This is a genomic window from Streptomyces sp. NPDC013187, assembly GCF_042899705.1.
GTDB classification, from domain to species: domain Bacteria; phylum Actinomycetota; class Actinomycetes; order Streptomycetales; family Streptomycetaceae; genus Streptomyces; species Streptomyces hawaiiensis_A.
Map to the genome: position 1 here is coordinate 57,532 of NZ_JBIBAF010000027.1, position 18,882 is coordinate 76,413.

The 18,882-nt window shown below is 68.7% G+C and carries 13 protein-coding genes and 3 pseudogenes; 10 read left to right on the forward strand and 6 right to left on the reverse strand.

Going from position 1 to position 18,882, the window contains the following annotated elements:
* Positions 1-114: 114 nt before the first annotated feature.
* The 4 genes and pseudogenes from ACFY5B_RS37720 to ACFY5B_RS37735 all read left to right on the forward strand — a co-directional run.
* Positions 115-1,692 (forward strand): sugar ABC transporter ATP-binding protein, encoded by a 1,578-nt coding sequence (locus ACFY5B_RS37720; protein WP_389979184.1) that lies wholly within the window; start codon positions 115-117, stop codon positions 1,690-1,692.
* Positions 1,693-1,694: 2 nt separating this feature from the next.
* Positions 1,695-2,747 carry an ABC transporter permease gene (locus ACFY5B_RS37725; protein WP_389979187.1) on the forward strand — a complete coding sequence of 351 codons (1,053 nt, stop codon included), beginning with the start codon at positions 1,695-1,697 and terminating at the stop codon, positions 2,745-2,747.
* A gap of 88 nt (positions 2,748-2,835) precedes the next feature.
* The gene (locus ACFY5B_RS37730; protein WP_389979190.1) at positions 2,836-3,537 is read left to right on the forward strand and encodes a FadR/GntR family transcriptional regulator; all 702 of its coding nucleotides are present in this window, start codon (positions 2,836-2,838) and stop codon (positions 3,535-3,537) included.
* Positions 3,538-3,608: 71 nt separating this feature from the next.
* Positions 3,609-4,001 (forward strand): annotated as a pseudogene (locus ACFY5B_RS37735) (hypothetical protein); the annotation flags it as partial.
* 339 nt (positions 4,002-4,340) lie between these two features.
* On the opposite strand, the gene ACFY5B_RS37740 reads toward ACFY5B_RS37735, so the two are convergent.
* Together ACFY5B_RS37740 and ACFY5B_RS37745 are read right to left on the reverse strand one after the other, a co-directional pair.
* Positions 4,341-4,922 carry an amidohydrolase family protein gene (locus ACFY5B_RS37740; RefSeq protein ID WP_389979193.1) on the reverse strand — a complete coding sequence of 194 codons (582 nt, stop codon included), beginning with the start codon at positions 4,920-4,922 and terminating at the stop codon, positions 4,341-4,343.
* Between the two features lie 1,147 nt (positions 4,923-6,069).
* A complete protein-coding gene (locus tag ACFY5B_RS37745; RefSeq protein ID WP_389979196.1) occupies positions 6,070-7,170 on the reverse strand; it encodes a calcium:proton antiporter in 1,101 nt (366 codons plus the stop codon).
* Positions 7,171-7,698: 528 nt separating this feature from the next.
* Here ACFY5B_RS37745 and ACFY5B_RS37750 point away from each other — a divergent pair.
* Positions 7,699-8,889: a S1 family peptidase gene (locus tag ACFY5B_RS37750; protein ID WP_389979218.1), complete on the forward strand. Its 1,191-nt coding sequence runs from the start codon at positions 7,699-7,701 to the stop codon at positions 8,887-8,889.
* A gap of 346 nt (positions 8,890-9,235) precedes the next feature.
* Here ACFY5B_RS37750 and ACFY5B_RS37755 read toward each other — a convergent pair whose 3' ends face one another.
* Positions 9,236-9,586: a hypothetical protein gene (locus ACFY5B_RS37755; protein ID WP_389979199.1), complete on the reverse strand. Its 351-nt coding sequence runs from the start codon at positions 9,584-9,586 to the stop codon at positions 9,236-9,238.
* A 1,348-nt stretch (positions 9,587-10,934) separates the two neighbouring features.
* Between ACFY5B_RS37755 and ACFY5B_RS37760 the strand changes: the two genes are divergently transcribed.
* Entirely contained in the window at positions 10,935-11,849 is a 915-nt protein-coding gene (locus tag ACFY5B_RS37760) for a hypothetical protein (RefSeq protein ID WP_389979201.1), read from the forward strand.
* 8 nt (positions 11,850-11,857) lie between these two features.
* Here the strand turns inward: ACFY5B_RS37760 and ACFY5B_RS37765 are convergent.
* A pseudogene (locus tag ACFY5B_RS37765) lies at positions 11,858-13,041 on the reverse strand (IS701 family transposase).
* 548 nt (positions 13,042-13,589) lie between these two features.
* Between ACFY5B_RS37765 and ACFY5B_RS37770 the strand changes: the two are divergent.
* The 3 genes from ACFY5B_RS37770 to ACFY5B_RS37780 all read left to right on the forward strand — a co-directional run bounded on the left by ACFY5B_RS37770 (position 13,590) and on the right by ACFY5B_RS37780 (position 17,372).
* The gene (locus ACFY5B_RS37770; RefSeq protein WP_389979203.1) at positions 13,590-13,841 is read left to right on the forward strand and encodes a hypothetical protein; all 252 of its coding nucleotides are present in this window, start codon (positions 13,590-13,592) and stop codon (positions 13,839-13,841) included.
* A 67-nt stretch (positions 13,842-13,908) separates the two neighbouring features.
* Positions 13,909-14,988 carry a helix-turn-helix domain-containing protein gene (locus ACFY5B_RS37775; RefSeq protein ID WP_389979205.1) on the forward strand — a complete coding sequence of 360 codons (1,080 nt, stop codon included), beginning with the start codon at positions 13,909-13,911 and terminating at the stop codon, positions 14,986-14,988.
* A 344-nt stretch (positions 14,989-15,332) separates the two neighbouring features.
* Positions 15,333-17,372, forward strand: coding sequence for a CHAT domain-containing protein (locus ACFY5B_RS37780; protein WP_389979207.1), 2,040 nt, complete (start codon positions 15,333-15,335; stop codon positions 17,370-17,372).
* A 305-nt stretch (positions 17,373-17,677) separates the two neighbouring features.
* Here the strand turns inward: ACFY5B_RS37780 and ACFY5B_RS37785 are convergent.
* Both ACFY5B_RS37785 and ACFY5B_RS37790 read right to left on the reverse strand, forming a co-directional pair.
* Positions 17,678-17,896 (reverse strand): annotated as a pseudogene (locus ACFY5B_RS37785) (hypothetical protein); the annotation flags it as partial.
* Positions 17,823-18,368, reverse strand: a complete 546-nt coding sequence (locus ACFY5B_RS37790; protein WP_389979209.1) for a DUF6083 domain-containing protein — start codon at positions 18,366-18,368, stop codon at positions 17,823-17,825. The pseudogene ACFY5B_RS37785 and the gene ACFY5B_RS37790, both read right to left, overlap by 74 nt.
* A 14-nt stretch (positions 18,369-18,382) precedes the next feature.
* Here ACFY5B_RS37790 and ACFY5B_RS37795 point away from each other — a divergent pair, with 14 nt between their 5' ends.
* Complete coding sequence (locus ACFY5B_RS37795) at positions 18,383-18,670, forward strand: hypothetical protein (protein ID WP_389979212.1); 288 nt, start codon at positions 18,383-18,385, stop codon at positions 18,668-18,670.
* Positions 18,671-18,882 lie beyond the last annotated feature (212 nt).

Consider the following 18,882-nt stretch of genomic DNA (forward strand, 5'->3'; position numbering starts at 1 on the left):
CGGTCGGCGGCTCACACCCGCGGTGTGGAGGGCGGGCGTCCCCTCGCTCCACACCGTGCCGCACCCCGCGTTCCCCGACCCACCAGCATCCGTACACGAAGGACGGTATCCACCATGGCGGACACCGCGACCGCCCCGAAACACCCGGCCCCCGTGGCCGAGGCGACCGGCATCAGCAAACGGTTCGGGGCGACCATCGCCCTGCGCGACGCACGTATCAGCATCGCCGCGGGCGAGTCGCACGCCTTGGTGGGGCGCAACGGCGCCGGCAAATCGACGCTCGTGTCCATCCTCACCGGCCTCCAGCAGCCCGACACCGGATCCCTGCGCTTCTCTGGCGAGCCGGCACCCGCCTTCGGCGACATAGACGCCTGGCGCTCCCGCGTCGCCTGCGTCTACCAGCGCTCGACGATCATCGGTGAGCTGACCGTCGCCGAGAACCTCTTCCTGAACCGGCAGAGCGCCGGCCTCGTGCGGCCCATCCGCTGGAAGCAGCTCCGGCTGCGCGCGGAGGAACTGCTCGGCGAGTACGGCGTGGCCGTCGACCCCGCCGCGCGGGCGAAGGACCTCACCGTCGAGCAGCGCCAGTTCGTGGAGATCGCCCGCGCGCTGTCCTTCGGCGCCCGCTTCATCATCCTCGACGAGCCGACCGCCAAGCTCGACGCCCGCGGCATCGGCCGCCTCTTCGACAAGCTCCGAGACCTCCAGGGCCAGGGCGTTGCCTTCCTCTTCATCTCCCACCACCTGCAAGAGGTGTACGACCTCTGCACCACGGTCACGGTCTACCGCGACGCGGCCCACATCCTCACCGCGCCCGTGGCCGACCTCGGTCATCAGGCGCTGGTGGAGGCCATGACCGGTGAGTCCGCCGCCACGGCCACGGGCAGCGCCGCCGCGAGCACCGCCCGAACCGTACGGGCCGACTCCGCGCACCTGCTGGCGATCGACGGCCTGACGCTGCCCGGCGCCTGTGCGGACCTCTCCCTCTCGGTGCGCTCGGGTGAGGTGGTGGGGCTCGCCGGCGCCGCGGCCAGCGGCAACGTGCAGGTGGGCGAAGCCGTCGCCGGTCTGCACCGCCCCGAGGCGGGCACCATCTCGGTCGGCGGGCGGCAGGTGCGCGGGGGCAGTGTGCCCTCGGCCCTCGCCGCCGGAGTCGGCCTGGTCCCCGAGGACCGCCACCTCCAGGGGCTGGTCACCAATCGCAGCGTGGCGGAGAACGCGACGCTGACCGTCACCGACCAGCTCGGCCCGTTCGGCACGGTGCTTCCCGCCCGCACCAGGGCTTTCGCCCGGCGCATGATCCGCGATCTCGACATCAAGACCCCGGGAGCGGCCACCCCGGTCTCCGCCCTGTCCGGTGGCAACCAGCAGAAGGTCGTCGTCGCCCGCGCCCTGGCCACCGACCCCCATGTCCTGGTGGCCATTCGCCCCACCAACGGTGTGGACGTGAAGTCCAAGGAGTTCCTGCTCGGCAGGATCCGGCAGGTCGCCGACAGCGGCAGGGCCGCACTGATCGTCTCCGACGAAGTGGACGACCTGAAGGTGTGCGACCGGGTCGTCGTCATGTTCCACGGACGCGTGGTCGCCGAGTTCCAGCGCGGCTGGAAGGACGAACACGTCGTCGCCGCCATGGAGGGCGTCGGCAACACCCCCGTATCTGCCGCATCCGGCACCGACGAGCACGGAAGGTAGTCATGTCCGCCACCACAGAACTCACCGAGCCCGCAGCGAGCGCGGCGGAGCCGGCCGCCGCGGACACCGCAAAGACCGCCCGCCCCGGGATCGACCTCAGCCGCTTCCGTGACCTGTCCCTGATCCCGGCCATCCTCGTGCTGATGCTGATCGGGTTCATCGTCTCGCCGGCCTTCCTCACCGCCGACAACCTCATCGGCGTCGCCCAGCAGTCCACCGAACTGAGCCTGCTCGTCCTCGCCACGGCGCTCATCCTCATCTGCGGCCGGATGGACCTGTCCCTGGAGTCCACCATCGGCGTGGCCCCCGTCATCGCCGTATGGCTAATCCTGCCCACGAGCGGTGCCCGGTTCACCGGTCTGGGAATGCTCCCCGAGTGGACGGCGGTGCCGCTGTGCCTCCTGGTCGGCATGGTGATCGGTGCCGTCAACGGCTTCCTCATCCTCAAGCTGCGTCTCAACGGCTTCATCGTCACCCTCGGCATGCTGACCATGCTCCGAGGACTTCAGGTCGCCCTCTCCGAGGGCCAGTCCATCGTGGAACTGCCCTCCTCCTTCACCTACCTGGGCAAGGCGTCCTGGCTGGGTGTGCCCGCCGCCATCTGGATCTGTGCGGTGCTGTTCGCGCTCGGCGGCAGCGCGCTGGCCTGGCTGCGGCACGGCCGCGCGCTGTACGCGATCGGCGGCAACGCGGAGGCCGCACGCACCGCCGGCATCCGCGTCGACCGGATCGTGTGGAGCGTCCTCATCCTCGGCAGCCTGCTCGCCGCGTTCGCCGGCATCCTCTACAGCGGCCACTACGGCTCCATCTCCGCCACCCAGGGCAGCGGCTGGATCTTCCAGGTCTTCGCCGCGACCGTCATCGGCGGGGTGAGCCTCAACGGCGGCAAGGGCTCCGTCTTCGGCGCGCTCACCGGCGTCCTCACCCTGCAACTCGTCGTGAACGTCATGACGCTGGCGGGCGTACCACCCCTGTGGAACCAGTTCCTCAACGGTGCGATCATCATCGTCGCCCTGATCATCTCCCGCTTCGCCTCCGGCGAGAAGCAGGAGTGACCGGGCCCAGTGAGCCGCTCCGCCCAGTCTCCAGCGTTGCCGGGCGGCGCCGGCGCCCCGCACAGCACCGGCACGGAGAGGCACGCACGTGGCACTGACCGACGAGGCCATCGACAAGATCAAGGCGATGATCGTCGCCGGCGAACTCGCGCCCGGCTCCCGCCTCCCCAAGGAGGACGTCCTCGCCGGACAACTCGGCCTGTCCCGCAACTCGCTGCGCGAGGCCGTGCGGGCCCTGACCGCCATGCGGATCCTGATCACCCGCCAGGGCGACGGCACCTACGTCACCAGCCTGGAGCCCCATCTGCTGCTGGAGAGCCTCTCCTTCGCCGCCGACGTCTCCCAGGGCCACACCGCCCTGCAACTGCTCCAGGTCCGCAGGCTCCTCGAACCACAGGCGACCGGCCTTGCCGCCGCCCTGCTGAAGCCGGAGGACCTCCAGGAACTGCGCGAGATCCTCGACCGGTGCCGGTCGGCCACCACCGTCGAGGAGTTCGTCGCCCACGACATCGCCTTCCACCTGAGGATCGTCGAAGCCGTCGGCAACCCGGTGCTGTCCATGCTGCTGCGCGTGCTCTCCACGCGCACCCAGCGCGTACGCATCGTCCGCGGCAGCCGCACGAGTCACGCCCTGGACAACGCCCACCAGGACCACGAGGAGATCCTCCGCGCGCTCCAGACGCGGGACGCCCTGCTGGCCGCCTCCGCCGCGACCGTCCACATCACCGCCGTCGAGCAGTGGCTCGCGGCCAGCCTGAACGACGACTCATGGCCAACGATCGACAGCTGACCGCCGGGCACTGTCACGTTGGCTGACCGGTGGGATGATCTTCGGGTTGATCAGCCCGGGAAGGGTCGTCTGTGTGGAGCGCGTCGCTGCCGCACCAGGGTCACCGGTACCCGGTCGAGGTCATCTCTCACTGCGTGTGGCTGCACCGCCGCTTCCCCCTGTCGTTCCGCGAGGCGTCTCGAGTAGCTCATGCTCGAGCGCGGGATCGTCGTCTCCTACGAGACGATCCGCCGCTGGTGCGGCAAGTCCGGCAGACCTACGCCACCAGCCGACACGGCAGCGTGAACGGGCGATGAAGGGCTTCATCGGCGTTGGCGCAGCCCAGCGGTTCCCTGTCCGCATTCAGCGGCATCTCATCCCACTTCCGGTCCCGCCGCCATGTGATGGCGGCCTCCGGCTACCGATCCGAGATGACCATCCGCTTCGCCATCTGGGACCAGATCACCCGCGCCGCAACCGGCCCACCACCGTTTCAACACGCCCAGACCGTGTGCCCACCGCGCCCGACACACCATCAGACAGTCACGCACCCAACAACGTGACAATGCCCTTCTGACGGATCTCCGTGGGAGAAGCAGCGGCGTCCGCGTGCGGCGAGCGGCTCCACCGTGCGTCGCGACACCGCGGAGATCCACAGAAGGGCCTCGTGCCACGGGTGCGTGGACCGCATCGCACGGACCCCGGACGACGACACGACGGCCCAGTCGCTGCGGCGCCGGTGGAGACGTCCGGACGATCGTGACCGGCTTGCGGCGGGGTCCCGGCCACCGAATCGTGACCGGGACCCCGTGCACGACGGAGCGTCAGCCCCCGAGCCGCTCGGTGACGGCGCAGCAGCACAGTCCCTCGTCCAGGCACGCGGTCGACGAGTGCTTGCTCAGGGAGCCCGCGTGCGCCGCCACGCCTCTCGCCGGGCGCGCCGATGCCGAACCTCCGTCGTACACGAGCGTCCCGCCCACCATGGTGGCCGCGACCTTCAGCACGATCAGGTCGTGCGGGTCGACGCGCATGACGTCACCGTCGAGCACGCAGATGTCGGCCGCCTGACCCTGCTGCAGGGTGCCCTTCCAGCGGGCGGCGTGGTCCTGCCACGCCGGGGCCCGCGTGTAGGTGGCGAGCGCCTCCGGGACCGAGATCCGCTCGGCCTTGCCGGCGACGCCTCCGAACATCCCCTCGCGCAGTCGCATCGCCATCACGCCCTGGAGCCACGCAGGGAAGGTCACCGGTGCGTCCGAGGCGCTGGAGAGGCGCAGGCCCGCCGGGGTGCAGTACCAGTAGCTCTGCTGGGCTCGGTGGGTCCGGCCGACCAGAGCCGGGGATTCGTCGCGCAGGTTGCGCAGCGCACGCCGGACATGGTCGGTGTCCTGCTGGTGCGGCAGCAGCAACGCCTTGAGCTGGCTGGGTGTGGCCAGGCGCAGCTGAGCGAGGGTGAGCAGGACCTCGCCGCGGATCTCCGCTCCGGCCTTCTGCTCCGCAGCCTTCCGGTCCCGGGACGCTTCTCCAGGTACATCAGTACTGGGAGAAGATGAGTTGCAACCCGCCAGAGAGGGCGAATCGGGGGTCTGATCATTGACAACGGTCAGACGGCGGCTCGGGGCTACAGGGCTCGCTGCGGGGCTCGCTGTCGCAGCGGTGTCCGCCGGGGCCGGCGGCGTGTGCGGGGTGGGTGCGGTGGTCATCGCGACCTCGGGATTCTCCGGCCTTCGAGGCCGGATCGGTGACAGGTCCGGCCCGCACGCGCTAGGCGTACGGGCCGAAGTCACCGTGAGAAAGCACCCCTTGTCCGCGGTCTGTTCATCCCGCCCCAACGGCGTCCGTTTTGACCCTTGACCACCCCTTGTCCAAACGGTTCGTCCGTGACCAGGACCACACGCGGCAGCCAGCCGCAAGGGTTCAGCGACCCGACTCGGAAAACGCCCTGTACCAGGTGGACGACGACGTTGAGGAGATCACCGTCGCCGGCGAGGCGGAGCCGATGGCGTGAAGCTGGGCGTATGGGTCTCGAACACCAAATCAAGGCGCGACAAGCTCACAGGGGAGCATCTGGACGCGCTGCGGAAGCTAGGCGTGGAGGGCTAACTCCGCGACCGCACGCGCGACACGCCTTTCGTGCTCAGCCACTTCGGACGGCGCCGAGTGGGGGTGCCTCACTCGACGACGGCCAGCTGCCGAGCCGCGTTGTTCAGTGGAGTGAACGCGACGTCACGAAGTACCACGTGGCCACGCTGGGCAAGGGTGGGACATTCCACCAGGGAGGCCGTCACAACGGCATCGGCCACCTCAACCAGGGCCTCCGCCAGTGAGAAGGGCTGTGGTCGTGCAGTAGTGGGAAGCCGTCCCTGTTGTCGAAGTGCCGCCACCGGGCGGAGCCTTCGCACGCGCCGCCAGGGAGCGAACACCTACGTACCGCTCCTCCACCGACCGGCCAATGATGCCCCGCCCTGCACCACGTCACCGACTTCCCTCGCCCCAGACAGACACAGTCGCATGCGAATTCACACGCGACCGTTCCAGTCAATTCGGATACGGCGGCTACGGATTGATCGCGAGCTCCAGATACGCCGCGAACAGCACCAGGTGAACGCCGCCCTGCAGTGGCGTCGCTCGGCCTGGCACCACCGTCAGCGCGCTCACCACCACCGTCAGCGCGAGAAGCACCATGTGGGTGGGATCGAGGCCGAGGACGAGCGGGCCGGAGAGCCAGACGGAGGCCACGGCGACCGCCGGGATGGTCAGGCCAATGCTGGCCATCGCCGAGCCGAGCGCGAGGTTCAGGCTGGTCTGCACGCGGTCGCGGCGGGCGGAGCGCACTGCGGCGATCGTCTCGGGAAGCAGCACCAGCATGGCGATGATCACGCCGACGACGGCGTGCGGCAGATCGGCGGCCGCCACCCCAGACTCGATGGTGGGCGACACTCCTTTGGCCAGACCCACGACGCCGATCAGCGCCAGGCCCAGCAGCCCGAGGCTGACCAGTGCGGTGCGGGCAGAGGGGGTGTCGGCGTGGTCGTCGGCAGTGATCACGTCGCCCTGTCGGCTGACAGGGAGGAAGTAGTCACGGTGCCGCACGGTCTGGGTCGCCACGAACAGGCCGTACAGGACCAGCGAGGAAACCGCGGCGAACGTCAGCTGCACGGTGGAGAACTCCGGGCCCGGCTTGCTCGTGGTGAACGTTGGCAGCACCAGGCTGAGCGTGGCCAGGGTGGCGACGGTCGCGAGCGCCGCCCCGGTACCCTCGGGATTGAACACCGCCGTCCGGTGCCGCAGAGAGGCGGCCAGCAGGCACAGGCCGACGATGCCATTGCAGGTGATCATCACGGCGGCGAAGACCGTGTCCCGGGCGAGGGTGGAACTTTTGCCCCCACCGTCCGCCATCAGGGTCACGATCAGGGCGACCTCGATGATCGTCACGGCAACCGCGAGGACGAGCGAGCCGAACGGTTCACCGACCCGGTGGGCGACCACTTCGGCATGGTGTACAGCGGACAGGACAGCCCCCGCGAGGACCAGCGTCACCACGGCGACGACCGCGCCGGGCAGGTCCCGTCCCCACGTGGCAACCAGCAGGACGACCGCCAGCGCCGGCACCAACGACGTCCACCGGGACGTGAGCGATCTGAGACGAGCGATCACGGAGCAACCGTCCCAAGGGTGGTTCGCATTCCGGTCTGTGTGTCTGTCAGGAAACCCCGCGCCCTTCGCGTGTGGGGCCTTCGTGCGTTGCACGTCGCTGGAATCGGTCATCTCCTGTCCGTCGTAATCCATGAAAGATGGCGGTTGGTATACAGCGCGGCAACCTGCGCCGCGAACTTGGTTGTCTCGGGGTCGTCCTTGTTGTTTGCGCAGGGCGGCCCCGAGAAAGTCGAACTCGATCACTGTCAGGTAGCGTTCGACTGCCCCTGTCCTTGAGGATTAAACGACGGGCGGGTGGGACCCACGCCTGCGCTCCGCACTGACGAGATGCGTCCCCGGCGGTCCCGCCGGCTGCGCGCACGACCGGCGGCACCTGGACGTCACTGCTGGATGCCGGGGCCGGGCGCGGCCGCGGGAAGCGGGGAGGGTCAGTCGGCGCGGTGTTCCGGGCGCAGCGTCAGGCCGTCGTACAGGAACTGCTTGGGGTCGTCCGGTCCGAGTCCGAGGGCCCGGGACACGGCGGTGCCTTTGCGTATCTCCCGGATAAGGCTCGCAGCACTCACCGCCGCCGTACTGCTCTCCTCCGCCACCGTCGTCTCCGGCGCACAGGCGGCCGACTCTCCCGGCACGCATTACGACGCGGCCATGATCAGCGCCTTGGCTGCCTCGCTCGGTGTGAGCGAACAGGCGGCAGTGGACAGGCTCGACCACGAAACCAGGCAACAGGGCACCCTCTCCTCTCTGGAACGTCAGGGTGTCGCGACGGACGGTTCGTTCTTCGACATGAACGGAGACCTCGTCGTCAACGCTGACGGTCGGCAGGCGGTCCGAGAGCTGGAAGGCGCCGGACTGCGGGCACGCACGGTCCGCCATGGTGAGGATGAGCTGAACAAGGTCAAGGCCGAGCTGGATGCCAGGGCACTCAACGCAACCCCTACCGGGGTGAGTTCCTGGGAGGTCGACCTCGCCACGGACACCGTCACGGTAAAGGTCCACGACGGTGACAACGCCTCGGCCCGGGCCTTCCTCCGCGTGGCACGGGCACACGGAGACGCCGTTCGTATCCTGACGGACCAACAGGACCTGGTACCACAGGCCACCATCAAGCCGGGCGCGGAGATGGCCTTCAACGGTTTCGTCTGTTCCGTCGGTTACGGCGCCCGCGACTCCGCGGGCCGCCAGTACCTGGTCACCGCCGGGCACTGCATAGAAGACCTCCCAGTCCTCTCCTACCAGGGGACCCGCTTCGCCCAGGGCATCAACACCCGCTTCGCGATGGGCAGCCGCAGTGTCGACATGGGCATCGCCCGTCTCGACGCGGGCAACACGATATCCACCGTGGTCGGCACGTACGGCAGGGCTGCCGATCCCACCGTGCTCGGCAGCAGGCGCGCGGCCTCCGGATCCACCCTCTGCAAGTCGGGCCGCACCACCTTCTGGACCTGCGGCCGGGTCAACTCCTACAACGTGACCGTCACCTACTCCGACCCCAACGGCGGGCCCAACACCATCGTCACCGGCCTGGCCAGCTCCTCGGTATGCACACAAGGCGGCGACAGCGGCGGCGCCTACATCTCCGGCAACCAGGCCCAGGGCATGACCTCCGGAGGCCCCTCGAGCCAGCGCTGCAACGGCAGCGTCAACGCCCCGGGATCCTCCTACTTCCAACCCCTGGACGACGCGCTGCGGCACTACGGACTCACCCTGAACACCGCCTGAACGCCTGAATCCATAGACACGGCGTGAACGTGCGGGCCGGCCGGCATAGGAGCCGGCCGGCCCGCACCACTGACTCCGCAAGGCCCCAGGCAGTGATGAACCCACGGGTTCCACGGGTCGCCGCCTTGACGCGCCAAGAGGAGCCCTATGCGGGACAGGGGCCTCACTGAGCCATCGGCCCACCGCCCAGTGAACTGCTCTGCTACTGCCGGACGCGGAAGGATGCAGTGAGCAGCGGCTGTGCAGGCGGCGGTGTTCGACACAACCGGTCACCCTGCGCCGCGGGCGGTAGCCGGTTCCTCACCCGCCCCACGCGAGTTTGTCGCCTACTTCAACCGCCCACGCCTCAGAATGCCGTCGTCCTGTACCAGCGCCACGGGCCGTCCTCCAGCTCTTGGGTCTTCACCTGGCCCGGATCCACCTGGGTCGGGGTGTCCAAGCAGTGCGGATGCTGGTAGACCAAAACCGCCCGCGTGCTGCTGGCATCCACGTCGATGTAGTGGGACTCCTCCAGGGAGAACGCCGTGCAAACCCTGCGCACGTCTCTCAGGGTTTCGGAGGGATGCCCGTCTCCAGCAAGCGGACGGGACGTGGCGACCAGGGCCTCCGGGGCCGCCGTAGCCGCGCTGGTTGGGGCAGCCACGCCGATGGTGAGTGCGGCCGGGATGGCTGCGAGCATGGCTGCTCGTCGGGTCATTCGTAACATCGTGGTTCCCTCCGCAGGTTCGAACGGGCGCCGGGCTTCGCACCGACCACCGCCTCGGATGGGTCAGTGCGGGACGCTTTACCTACGCATGCTACGTCTGCCGCTGTAGCTCGAACCAGTAGTTGAGCAGGCAACGGGCCTGAAACAATGACGAGTTGGCGTGTCCGCAAGAAAAGAGCATTCTGAAAGGACCCCCAAGGCCTATCAGCTACGGTCCGCAGACGGGCAGTGCGTCGGCATCTCGGGTACGGATAAGGCCGCGACAGCCGTGGCAATAGCCCAGTCCTGTGCCGACACCCCCGCCCAGCACCTCCTCCTGGTCCCTGAGAGCGAACCGGAAGCGAGCGTCTTGCCCTCGGCCACCGGCTGACAGGGGTGCGCCTCGGACGAGCTCTTCGCTCAGGCCTTCGTCGACGACGACCCGCGCGACGCCACCGTCTCCGACACCTTCGACATCCTGCGGCCTGTCCTGGTGTGGACGTTCACGAATTTCCCCGGGGCTGAGTTCACGTATTCCCCCAGCCCCGGGCGCCGATGCGTCTACTTGACCGACGGCTTGGCGGGCTTGTCGGTGGGGTTCGCGCGGCGTCAGCGCCGAGCGCGAGGCGAAGCACGAGCAGGGTCGGCGCGAACCCTTCTGCCCTCAAGGAGGCGCGGAATCCTGACGCTCAAGGGACCCAGGCGGCGCGGGTTTGCAGCCTGTGGCTTGTCGAGGCACTGGGGCGGCTGCGTACAAGACCCCGTTCAGCCACCGCAGCGTTGGCTTCGACGGCCTGATCGGGACAGATTCGCCTGGGCGGTCGGTAACCGCCGTATCTCCCGTTTGGGCTTACGGCCCGCCCCCGCGGACCGTGGCCTGCCGGGCTGGCTCACTGCGGCTGATGGTTTGAACTGGCCGATTGGCTGTGAGGCCAAAGCCGCTGGTGGGACGATGACTTGGGATGAAGGGTGGGGTTTCGTGCGCGGTGATAGGCGGCAGATCCAGACGGCGGTCCTGGGCGGCGCGGACTCGGAGGATCCGCTGATGCTGCCGCTGGAGGCGATCGAGCTGGACGCCTTCCGCCGCCATCACGAGCACGACACGTTCTGGTGCGGGCTGCTGCTCGGAGGCTGCGGCCTTCAGCTGACCACCAAGCTGTACACCGACCGGGTCTGTCACTTTGCCCACCACCCGGGCCCCCAACGGGCATCCGCACCTGTGCGGCCGCCGTGCCCGCGGGGTCAACAGTGCCGACCACCTGTATGTGAAGTCGGCCGCCGCCGCCTGGCTCCGTGACCGGGGACATGCAGGCCGACTTCGCGTTCGTCCAGCCGGACGGGGTTCCGATCGGCTCGGTGGGTGGACATCCGGTTCCCCCGCGGCGGGCTGCGCGTGCACTTGGACCAGGCGGTGCCGCCCGCGTGGGACCACGAGGGCCGTGAGCCGGTGCTCGGGGTGTCGGTGCCGGTGGACCGGGACACTCTGATCGACCGCTGGTACGTCCACCGCATCCGGCTGGACAGCGACGGCACCGCCCGCAAGGTCAGTATCGGCACCGAGGCGTTTGCCCGGGAAACCGAGTGGTTCGCGCTGGACGACTGCGAGATGACGGAGCGCGGTCTGTCGACGCCGGCCGTGGAGCAGATCGTGCGCTCCCGCAGCACTCTGCCCGTCTCCCAGTGGGGTGTGGCCAAGGCCAGGAAGGCCCCGGACGCCCGCGCGCGAGCGCAGGTGCTGCTGCGCAAGCTGACCAACGCCATGAGGGTGGAATCCGTCCTCGTGGTCACCCAGGTGCGCCGCGACATCGCCGATCTGACCGGCGTGGAGGGGGAGCTCCAGGACCAGCTGGCGGCCGCCGTTGCGGACGCGGAACGCTGGCTGGAGGACCAGACCCAGGTGCGGCGAGAGCTCTTCTCCCGCATGGAGGACATCCTCGCCGCGCGCGACACGGTGCAGGTCCGTCAGCTGCTGGCGCGCGTCAACGCGACCGCGAGCCACGACCGCACCGCCACCGAGATCACCACTGTCGACCTGGCGGCCCGATACCTCGCGGAACAACAGCAGGCCTACGCGGAGCAGCTGCAAGCGGAGGCCGCGGCGAAGCTGGCCAAACAACAAGACCCCCGCGCGCGGCGGGCAGCCGACCGGGTGCGGACGCTGCTGGCGACGCTGCAGCGCCGCGGGGACACCGGGTCCCCGAAGGCGATGCGCAAGTTGGTGCGAGAGCTCCTGCACGCGGATGTGCTCGACGGGTGCGGATCGGCGGTCGGCTAGGCGGGTGATCAGCCGTCGTATCTCGGCGAGGCTGAGGTGGATGAGCTGGGAGGATCCGTTTCTGCTTTTCCGGCATCCAGCTCGCGGGCTCGCAGGACGGTCAGGCAGGCGTGGGCGGCCATGGCGAGGGTCATGCGGCGGTGCCACCCGGGATAGCGGCGAACCTGATAGTCGTCCAGGCCGCATTCCTGCTTGGCGCTTTGGAAGCATTCCTCGATGGCCCATCGGCTGCCCGCGATGCGGATCAGGTCGTCCAACGTGGTCCCGGCGGGGCAGTAGGCGATGTAGTAGGAGATCTCTTGCGGGCGGGCGACGCTGCGGCGGGCGATGACCCAGTGGCGGCGGTCGGGCCGATGCCAGGGCCGTACTTCCACACGTGCCCAGTCGTAGATCCGCAGGCCGTGGGCCCCGGTGCCGCAGGAACGGCGCTTCCATTTCTGCCGGGCAAGGCCGTTGAACAGGTCGTGGACGGGATGGTCGATCGCCCAGCGGGTGACCACGGTGTCGTGCCGGGTGGTGGCCATGACGTGGAAGACGTCCACCCGCTCCAGCTCCGACCGCCAGCCTTTGCTGAACCCGTAGGCGGCGTCCGCGGTCACCCAGCGAAACGGGATCTTGTCCGTGATGGCGCGGCGGACCATCGCCTTGGCCATGGCCACCTTGGTCTCGAAGGCGACCTCGTCGTCGATGCCGGCCCGGCGGCACCTTTCCCGGTCATCGGTCCAGGACGTGGGCAGATACAAACGCCGGTCGATCAGTGTCCGCCCGCGGTCGGTGGCATAGGCGAGGAAGACGCCGACCTGGCAATTCTCCGTTCGCCCCGCGGTGCCGGAGTACTGCCGCTGCACCCCGGCCGACCGCGTCCCCTTCTTCAGAAAGCCCGTGTCGTCCACGACCAGGACGGCGTCGGGGTCGCCGAGGTTGTCGACCACGTACTGACGCACGTCGTCGAGCACCTCATCGGCGTCCCACTCGATCCGGTTCAACATCCGGTGGATCCGGTCCGGGCCCGCGTGGCCGGCTTCCTCCGCCAGCGTCCAACCGTTCTTCCGCTGCAGCGGAAGATCAGGCCCTGCATGTAAGCAAGTGCCGACTCCCGGGGCTCCGATCTGCTGAACCGGTGCACGAACCGCTCATGCACAGCGTGCAGTTCACCCGCCCACAGCCTGACATCAGCAAGGTCCCCACCCATAACCACACCAACTACCGACCTGGCCATCAGTCACGGCAAGCACCGTTGCAGTACTAGAGGCGTCCAGCGCCGGGTACGCGCGGCTCGGGCCGGTGCCCGGGTGGCGGCTGTGCCGCCACCCGGTCTGCGGCTGCTGCGTCAACAGCCCACCGCCAAGCGGGGTCTTAGTCCGGGTCATAGACGTAAAGAGCCCTGGCGTGCCGGGTGTTGTTCACACTCCACCCACGCTGGGAGCCGATTCTCCTCGTCCGCGGGGTAACTACCAACTAGCGGTGCGACCGCTTTCCGGCCGGCAGGGCTTCTGAGCTGCTCTTTCGTGGCCATAGTTGGTTGTTCAGAACGATCCTTAGGCACCGTTTCCTGAACAACGTTTCCTCGGGTTTTTCAGGTTCTGGCAGATCATCCCCTCAGTGTCAGTGCGGCTGACGATGATTGCCTGCATCGACTGGTGACCGGCGTCAAACGGTCACCTTCGGGCTGACAGTCCGGGTCACGATCCGTGCGGCGGGCTCCCACCTGCTACACGACGACGTAAGAAGGAGAGACCTATGAATACATGCCCTGTCCTGTGCGGTGTATGGGCGAGCGGTGCCGGCCGGCGGTGGCCCGGAGACGTCCTGCGGCGGGAGGCGAGTGGGCATACCGGCGGTGACGGCGCCTTGGCGCTGGCGCTGGTGCTGGTGCTGGTGCTGGTGGCCATCGCGCTGCTGATCTTCGCCGGCTGCTCTGCCCAGATGGCCGTCGCTGCGGTCGCCGCCGGCTCCGTGGTCGCGGTCGAGTTGCAGCAGCGCCTGCGCTGATCGTTGGTGCGGGACCGGTTCGCCGGTCCCGCACCATGCCCTGCGAAAGGAAGGGAGGTGAGCCGCCATGGCCCGCCCCAGCAAGAAACTCCCCGACCAAAGCGACCTTCCCTGCGTTATGCTCGCCGCCGATTTGCGGTCCCTGCGGGAGCGCTCCGGGCTCACGATGGCGCACCTGTCGGACTTGTGCGGGCTGTCGGTGGGAACGCTCTCCAGCGCTCAAAGCGGCACGAAGGTGCCCACCGAGAAGACGGTGACCGCATTCGTCCAGGCGTGCGGCGAACTCGACGTCACACCGTGGCTGGCCCGACGGGAAGCCGCCACTCGGGGGGCCCTCCCCCGAGTCGTCCCCTCCACCGGGCACGCTCATACTCACGCCGGTGCCGACCCTTGCCTGGCGTGGCGCGGTACCTGGGCGCGGTGGGACACCACAGGCAAGCTGACACCCCCGTCCAAAGCTGCGGGCCTCAAGGCTCTCCCGCACTGGCTGTCGGGGCTGCGTGCCTACCGTTCCGTGTCGTTCAGGGCGATGGCCAGGGCGACGGGCTATTCGCACACCACTCTTGCGGCCATGGCCTCCGGTTTCCAGCCGGTCACCGTGCGCGGGCTGCTGGCCTTCCTGCAAGGTTGCCGGGTGGGCACCATCGCCGAGAAAATCGAGTGGCTCGACCTTCTGGAGCGAACCTCGACCAGTCCGCGACGCCGTCTGGATGCCGCTCGCGAACGTGCACGTCTGACAGCTTTGTCGGCAGGGCCTGACCGCGGCGCGACAGGCCCGGGCAACACCGCTGCGGTGAATCAGTCTGTGTATGCGCAGTGGGCCAAGCCGCCCCGTTCAGCGTGGCCGCGACAGCGTGCCGTTCAGGTGGACCGCCACCTGCTCATAACCGATCTCCGGGCCCTCCACCGGTTCTACGGGCGGCCCTTCCTTCCCCTGCTGGCTAGGCACGCGGGCATCGCCAGTAAGGCCCTGCGAGGCTACCTTGACGGAGACATGATCCTCAGCACCGGCCACATGAATCGGCTGGCAGCCGCTCTTGTGCGGCTCGGCAGTACACCACCGGCACTCGAGCAACTGCCGCACGTTCTGCCTCCCATGGCCGACTGGCACATCAGGCGGGATCGGCTAGGCAGGGCAGGGCGCTGAGAAGCGTCAGCGTCGTGGGCCGAGGTCGTGTCGGATGCCGGTGGTTCGGCGTGCTGTTTCTCCGTTGACGGTCCGAGTTCGCTGCTGCTGAGACGAGTTCGAGGAGCCGGCTCTGGTGGAGTGGTGTGCGCCGGGAGCCTGCGGCCTGGCCCGCGCAGGAAGGGGGGTGTCTCCTCACGGTTGTCCGCTTGCTGCCTCGGTTGCCGAACTGAGTGAGAGGATGTGATGCGGCTGCCGCCCCGGTGGGCGGATCTGTGGCCGGCCGCAGGTGCGAGTGGGGGGATCCAGTGCGGTTGGACGAGTTGTTTCCGTCTGCCTCCATGCGGCTCCCCGCCGGGGTGGAAATGGACGCTGAAGCGCTCGGCGAGCCGCGCTCGCTCGTGGGCGTGGCGGTGCTGCTGCAGCAGGTGCAGAGGCAGCTGAGCACATCGGAACACTCCCTGGAGCAGTTCACGATGGCACTGCTGGAGGACATCCAGGGGCTTGAGAAGTCCCATCCAGGCGTACCGGGGCCGGCGAGGGTCGTGCTGGCCATGATGGTGTGCTGGGTTCCGGCACGCTATGGGTTTGAGCATGCGCAGCCGCTCGCCATGTGGCGATGGCTGCACAGTGCGTTCGGCCCCCCGGTGGCGGCGGACGCAGGTGACACCGAGATCGACCTGGCACCGCTGGACGGAGCGCTGCGTGACGAGGCGTTCGATGTGGCGGCGCAGGCGGCACTGATCATGCTGGCGCCGGTGCTGTTCTACCTGAACAACACCGCCCAGTCGGCCGACGAACTGGCCGGGCAGCTCAGCCCGGTCGTTCTCACTCTGTGCGGAGATCGTCTCGTCCAGGGGCCTGAGCAGAGGGTGGAGGCGGCCGCGCATTTGCTGACCTACCTGATGGGGCACCAACGGTGTAAGGAGGCCTGCGCGCTGGGCCACGAACTGGAAGCGTATCTGTATGCGCGCCCCGGTTCCCCCCTGGCTGGTGCCCTGGCCGTCCTGCTGGCCGGTGCGCAGCCGTCGGTCACGCACCGCGAGCCTGCCGTGATCGCCCGGTGGGCGCTGGACCGTCTGGACCTGAATCCGTACACGGCGCTGTCTTTGAAGACCATCACCGCGGTGAGGATGGACCCTGGCGAGCGGGCCGCGTATTTCCCCGGCGTTGTGTCCCAGCTGCAGGCTGTGGCCGCGCTGGTGGAGCGGGAGCAGGATACGGCACAGTTGTCACGCGATCGGGGCACTCTGCTGTCCATGTCCGGGCCGATGCTGCATACGCTGCTGCAGGAAGGCGATCACGATCGGCTGATGCAGTGGTTGTCCATCTGGCATGGTGTCGCGCCCGACCAGCGGCGCCGCAATCGGTGTGTGGTCCTTGCCGCCGGCGGACGCGGCTGGTTCAGGCCTGGGACAGCGCCCGCAGGCGGGGACGATGCGCCGCTGGTGCGGCTGACTGCGGCCATGAACGCCGCTCTGGGGCGCAGCCTGGTCACGAAGGGATTGCACGATTCTGCACTGACGACGCCTGCCACCGGGTGCAAGCATGATGCATACGCCCCGGAACTCGAAGCGGCCCTGGAGGACTATCTCGACACCGCGGACCTGGCGGACTACGCCCGCGCGGAAAAGGCGGATGCGTTCGTCTCCCTGCTGCCGTCTCTGATACCGGTACAAGCCTTGCTGGCACGGCGGCAGGGGCCGGTCCTGCCGCTGGCCGTCAGCCTGCGCCAGCCGCTGCCGGACCGGCCCGTGAGATCGGTTCAGCTGTGGTGTGGCCAGGCCCCCTTCACGCGAGCCGAGGCAGAGGTGCTGGCGGCGGTGTTCTCCTACGCCGGGATCCGGTGCGATGTCGTGGGCCCTGACGAGGTGAGCCGGTCCAGCTTCCTGGCCGCCTACCGGCAGGATGACTACGACGTGATCTGGGTGGCCGCACACGGCCGGCACCCGATGCTCGCCCCGGACGAGTCCTCGATCCTGCTCAGCTCGAGTGAGCAGGTGCCTCTGCAGGAGTTGGCTGGCGCTGTTGTGCCGTCCACGGCCGAGCGTCGCCTGCTGGTCCTCAACACCTGCGACAGCGCGGCAGCCAACGCCCAAGGGCCGTATGACGATTTCGGCCTGGCCCGTTCCGTCACCAGCCCCGGACAGGCCGTCGTCGGGCACCTGTGGCCGGTGCCTGGGGGCGCGGCCGTCGTCTTCGGTGCACTCCTGGCCTGCGAGCTGGCCGACGGCAACGGCTTCGCCGATGCCTTCGAAACAGCACTGTGCGCTTTCCAGGGCTCATGGCACAACCTCGCACGCCGGTTCGAAGACCGCGGGATCGGAGCTGAAATTGCCGAGGCCTTGCACGACTTCCGCGATCCGACCCTCCTGGACTGGGGCAGCCCCACCTTCCTTGAGTAGCCGCTCGCAGCGAACCAGTCCTCAGGCCGGCCCAAACGCAGCGCGCTTTCTCTGCAGCGGGGTATGCCGGGCCGTACGGCGTCGTATGTCGTGGGTGGGTGCCCAGTTGGCTTGTCGGGGTGCCGGTAAGAACGCTGTCACCGATCCTGCTGGCCTATTCCGTGCCCAGCGGGGCTGGCGGCTCGTTGGGCGGACAGCAGCGGCCGTCTTGGTGTGCCCGGTCGCGGGTGGGGTGCGAATGTCGATGCGGCCGATGGGACACCATGATGAGAAATGGATGTTCCAAGGACCAGGCGCCGAGGAACTCAGCGTTTGACGCGGTTACGGACGGCCAGGACCGCCAGGCCCAGAAGAACGGCCTCGATCAAGCGGGAGCTCATCTCGATGTAGGTGCCAGCAGTGGTCAGATCCTGCCCGGCTGAGCGAAACACCACTGAGTTGAGCGTGACGTTAAGGGCCTTCTCGAGGCGCTCGGCGGTGAACCAGCTCCCGGTGGGGTTCTGGGGATCGGCCTTGTCGATCTCCCCCGGGTGCGGTGGGGGCGAGGACGGGGTGGGTGCAGCGGTGGCGGTGGCGGGTCTGGGCCACGCATCGGTTGTCTTCGACCGGGTGCTCAGCGAGGTAGCGGCACAGCAGCAACTGCACGACGGGCCGGGCCAAGCTGCCGACGTCGGAGTCGGAGTCCGCGGCCTGCGTGCTGGCGGTAGCCGGTGTGGGGGTGAAGGAGCCGCTGTCGGTCAGGCGGCGGGTGCGGACGGCGAGCTGGCGGCGGAGCGCCTCGAGGTGAGGGCCGGTTCGGCACAGGGAGGTGCGGCGCGGGCAGAGCACGGCGTGCGGGATGCGACACCACGGGCTGCCGTCACCGTGTGGGTAGGCGATGCCGCTGCTGAGGTGCCAGCGGCAGGCTTCGGACACCTGCGTGGCAGCCAGTTCCGTGGGATGCAGGGCGATGGGCCGCTGGTCGGCCCGCTGGCTGCCGCGCCGCTCACTGGGCACTGCGCCCTGCGCCGTTGACCCTGCCGGCTGCAGCGCCTGCCCTGCGGCTGGCCGCTCTCCTACTGGCCTCCCACTCCCCCACCAAGGCCGAGCGCAGCACCGACATGGACGTCCTCGCCCGGCTGTGCGGGCACTCCCCTCAGCAGACCGGAGAACTCCTCGACCGGCTGGTGGCCACGGGCACCTTGGGCGCGTGGCAGCACAACCGGGTCACCGATGAGGTGTTCTGGCAGCTGCCCCAGCCACAGGCCCGAACGCGGACCTGCACTCCGCCTGACAGGCACCGGATGCCGCGGTCTTGAGACCGGCGCCGGGCCAACGACAACACTCGGCGGAACAGCTGGCTTCGTATGTCCGTACCATCTCAGAACCAAGGGCATGGTCCGGCACATGCGGTGCTTCTGCCGAACGCCGCGGCTTAGGTTCTGTCTCTTTGGTCAGGGTCGGGTCCAGATGAGGATGCCCGCGAGGTGGAGTGCGGCCTGGTAGGCGATCGCGAGCTTGTCGGTTCGCG

Bases quoted from the DNA above. Each gene is read 5' to 3' on its own strand.
- ACFY5B_RS37720 (WP_389979184.1), top strand. From the start codon at position 115: ATGGCGGACACCGCGACCGCCCCGAAACACCCGGCCCCCGTGGCCGAG.
- ACFY5B_RS37725 (WP_389979187.1), top strand. From the start codon at position 1,695: ATGTCCGCCACCACAGAACTCACCGAGCCCGCAGCGAGCGCGGCGGAG.
- ACFY5B_RS37755 (WP_389979199.1), bottom strand. From the start codon at position 9,586: ATGACCCGACGAGCAGCCATGCTCGCAGCCATCCCGGCCGCACTCACC.
- ACFY5B_RS37770 (WP_389979203.1), top strand. From the start codon at position 13,590: ATGAATACATGCCCTGTCCTGTGCGGTGTATGGGCGAGCGGTGCCGGC.
- ACFY5B_RS37775 (WP_389979205.1), top strand. From the start codon at position 13,909: ATGGCCCGCCCCAGCAAGAAACTCCCCGACCAAAGCGACCTTCCCTGC.
- ACFY5B_RS37780 (WP_389979207.1), top strand. From the start codon at position 15,333: ATGGACGCTGAAGCGCTCGGCGAGCCGCGCTCGCTCGTGGGCGTGGCG.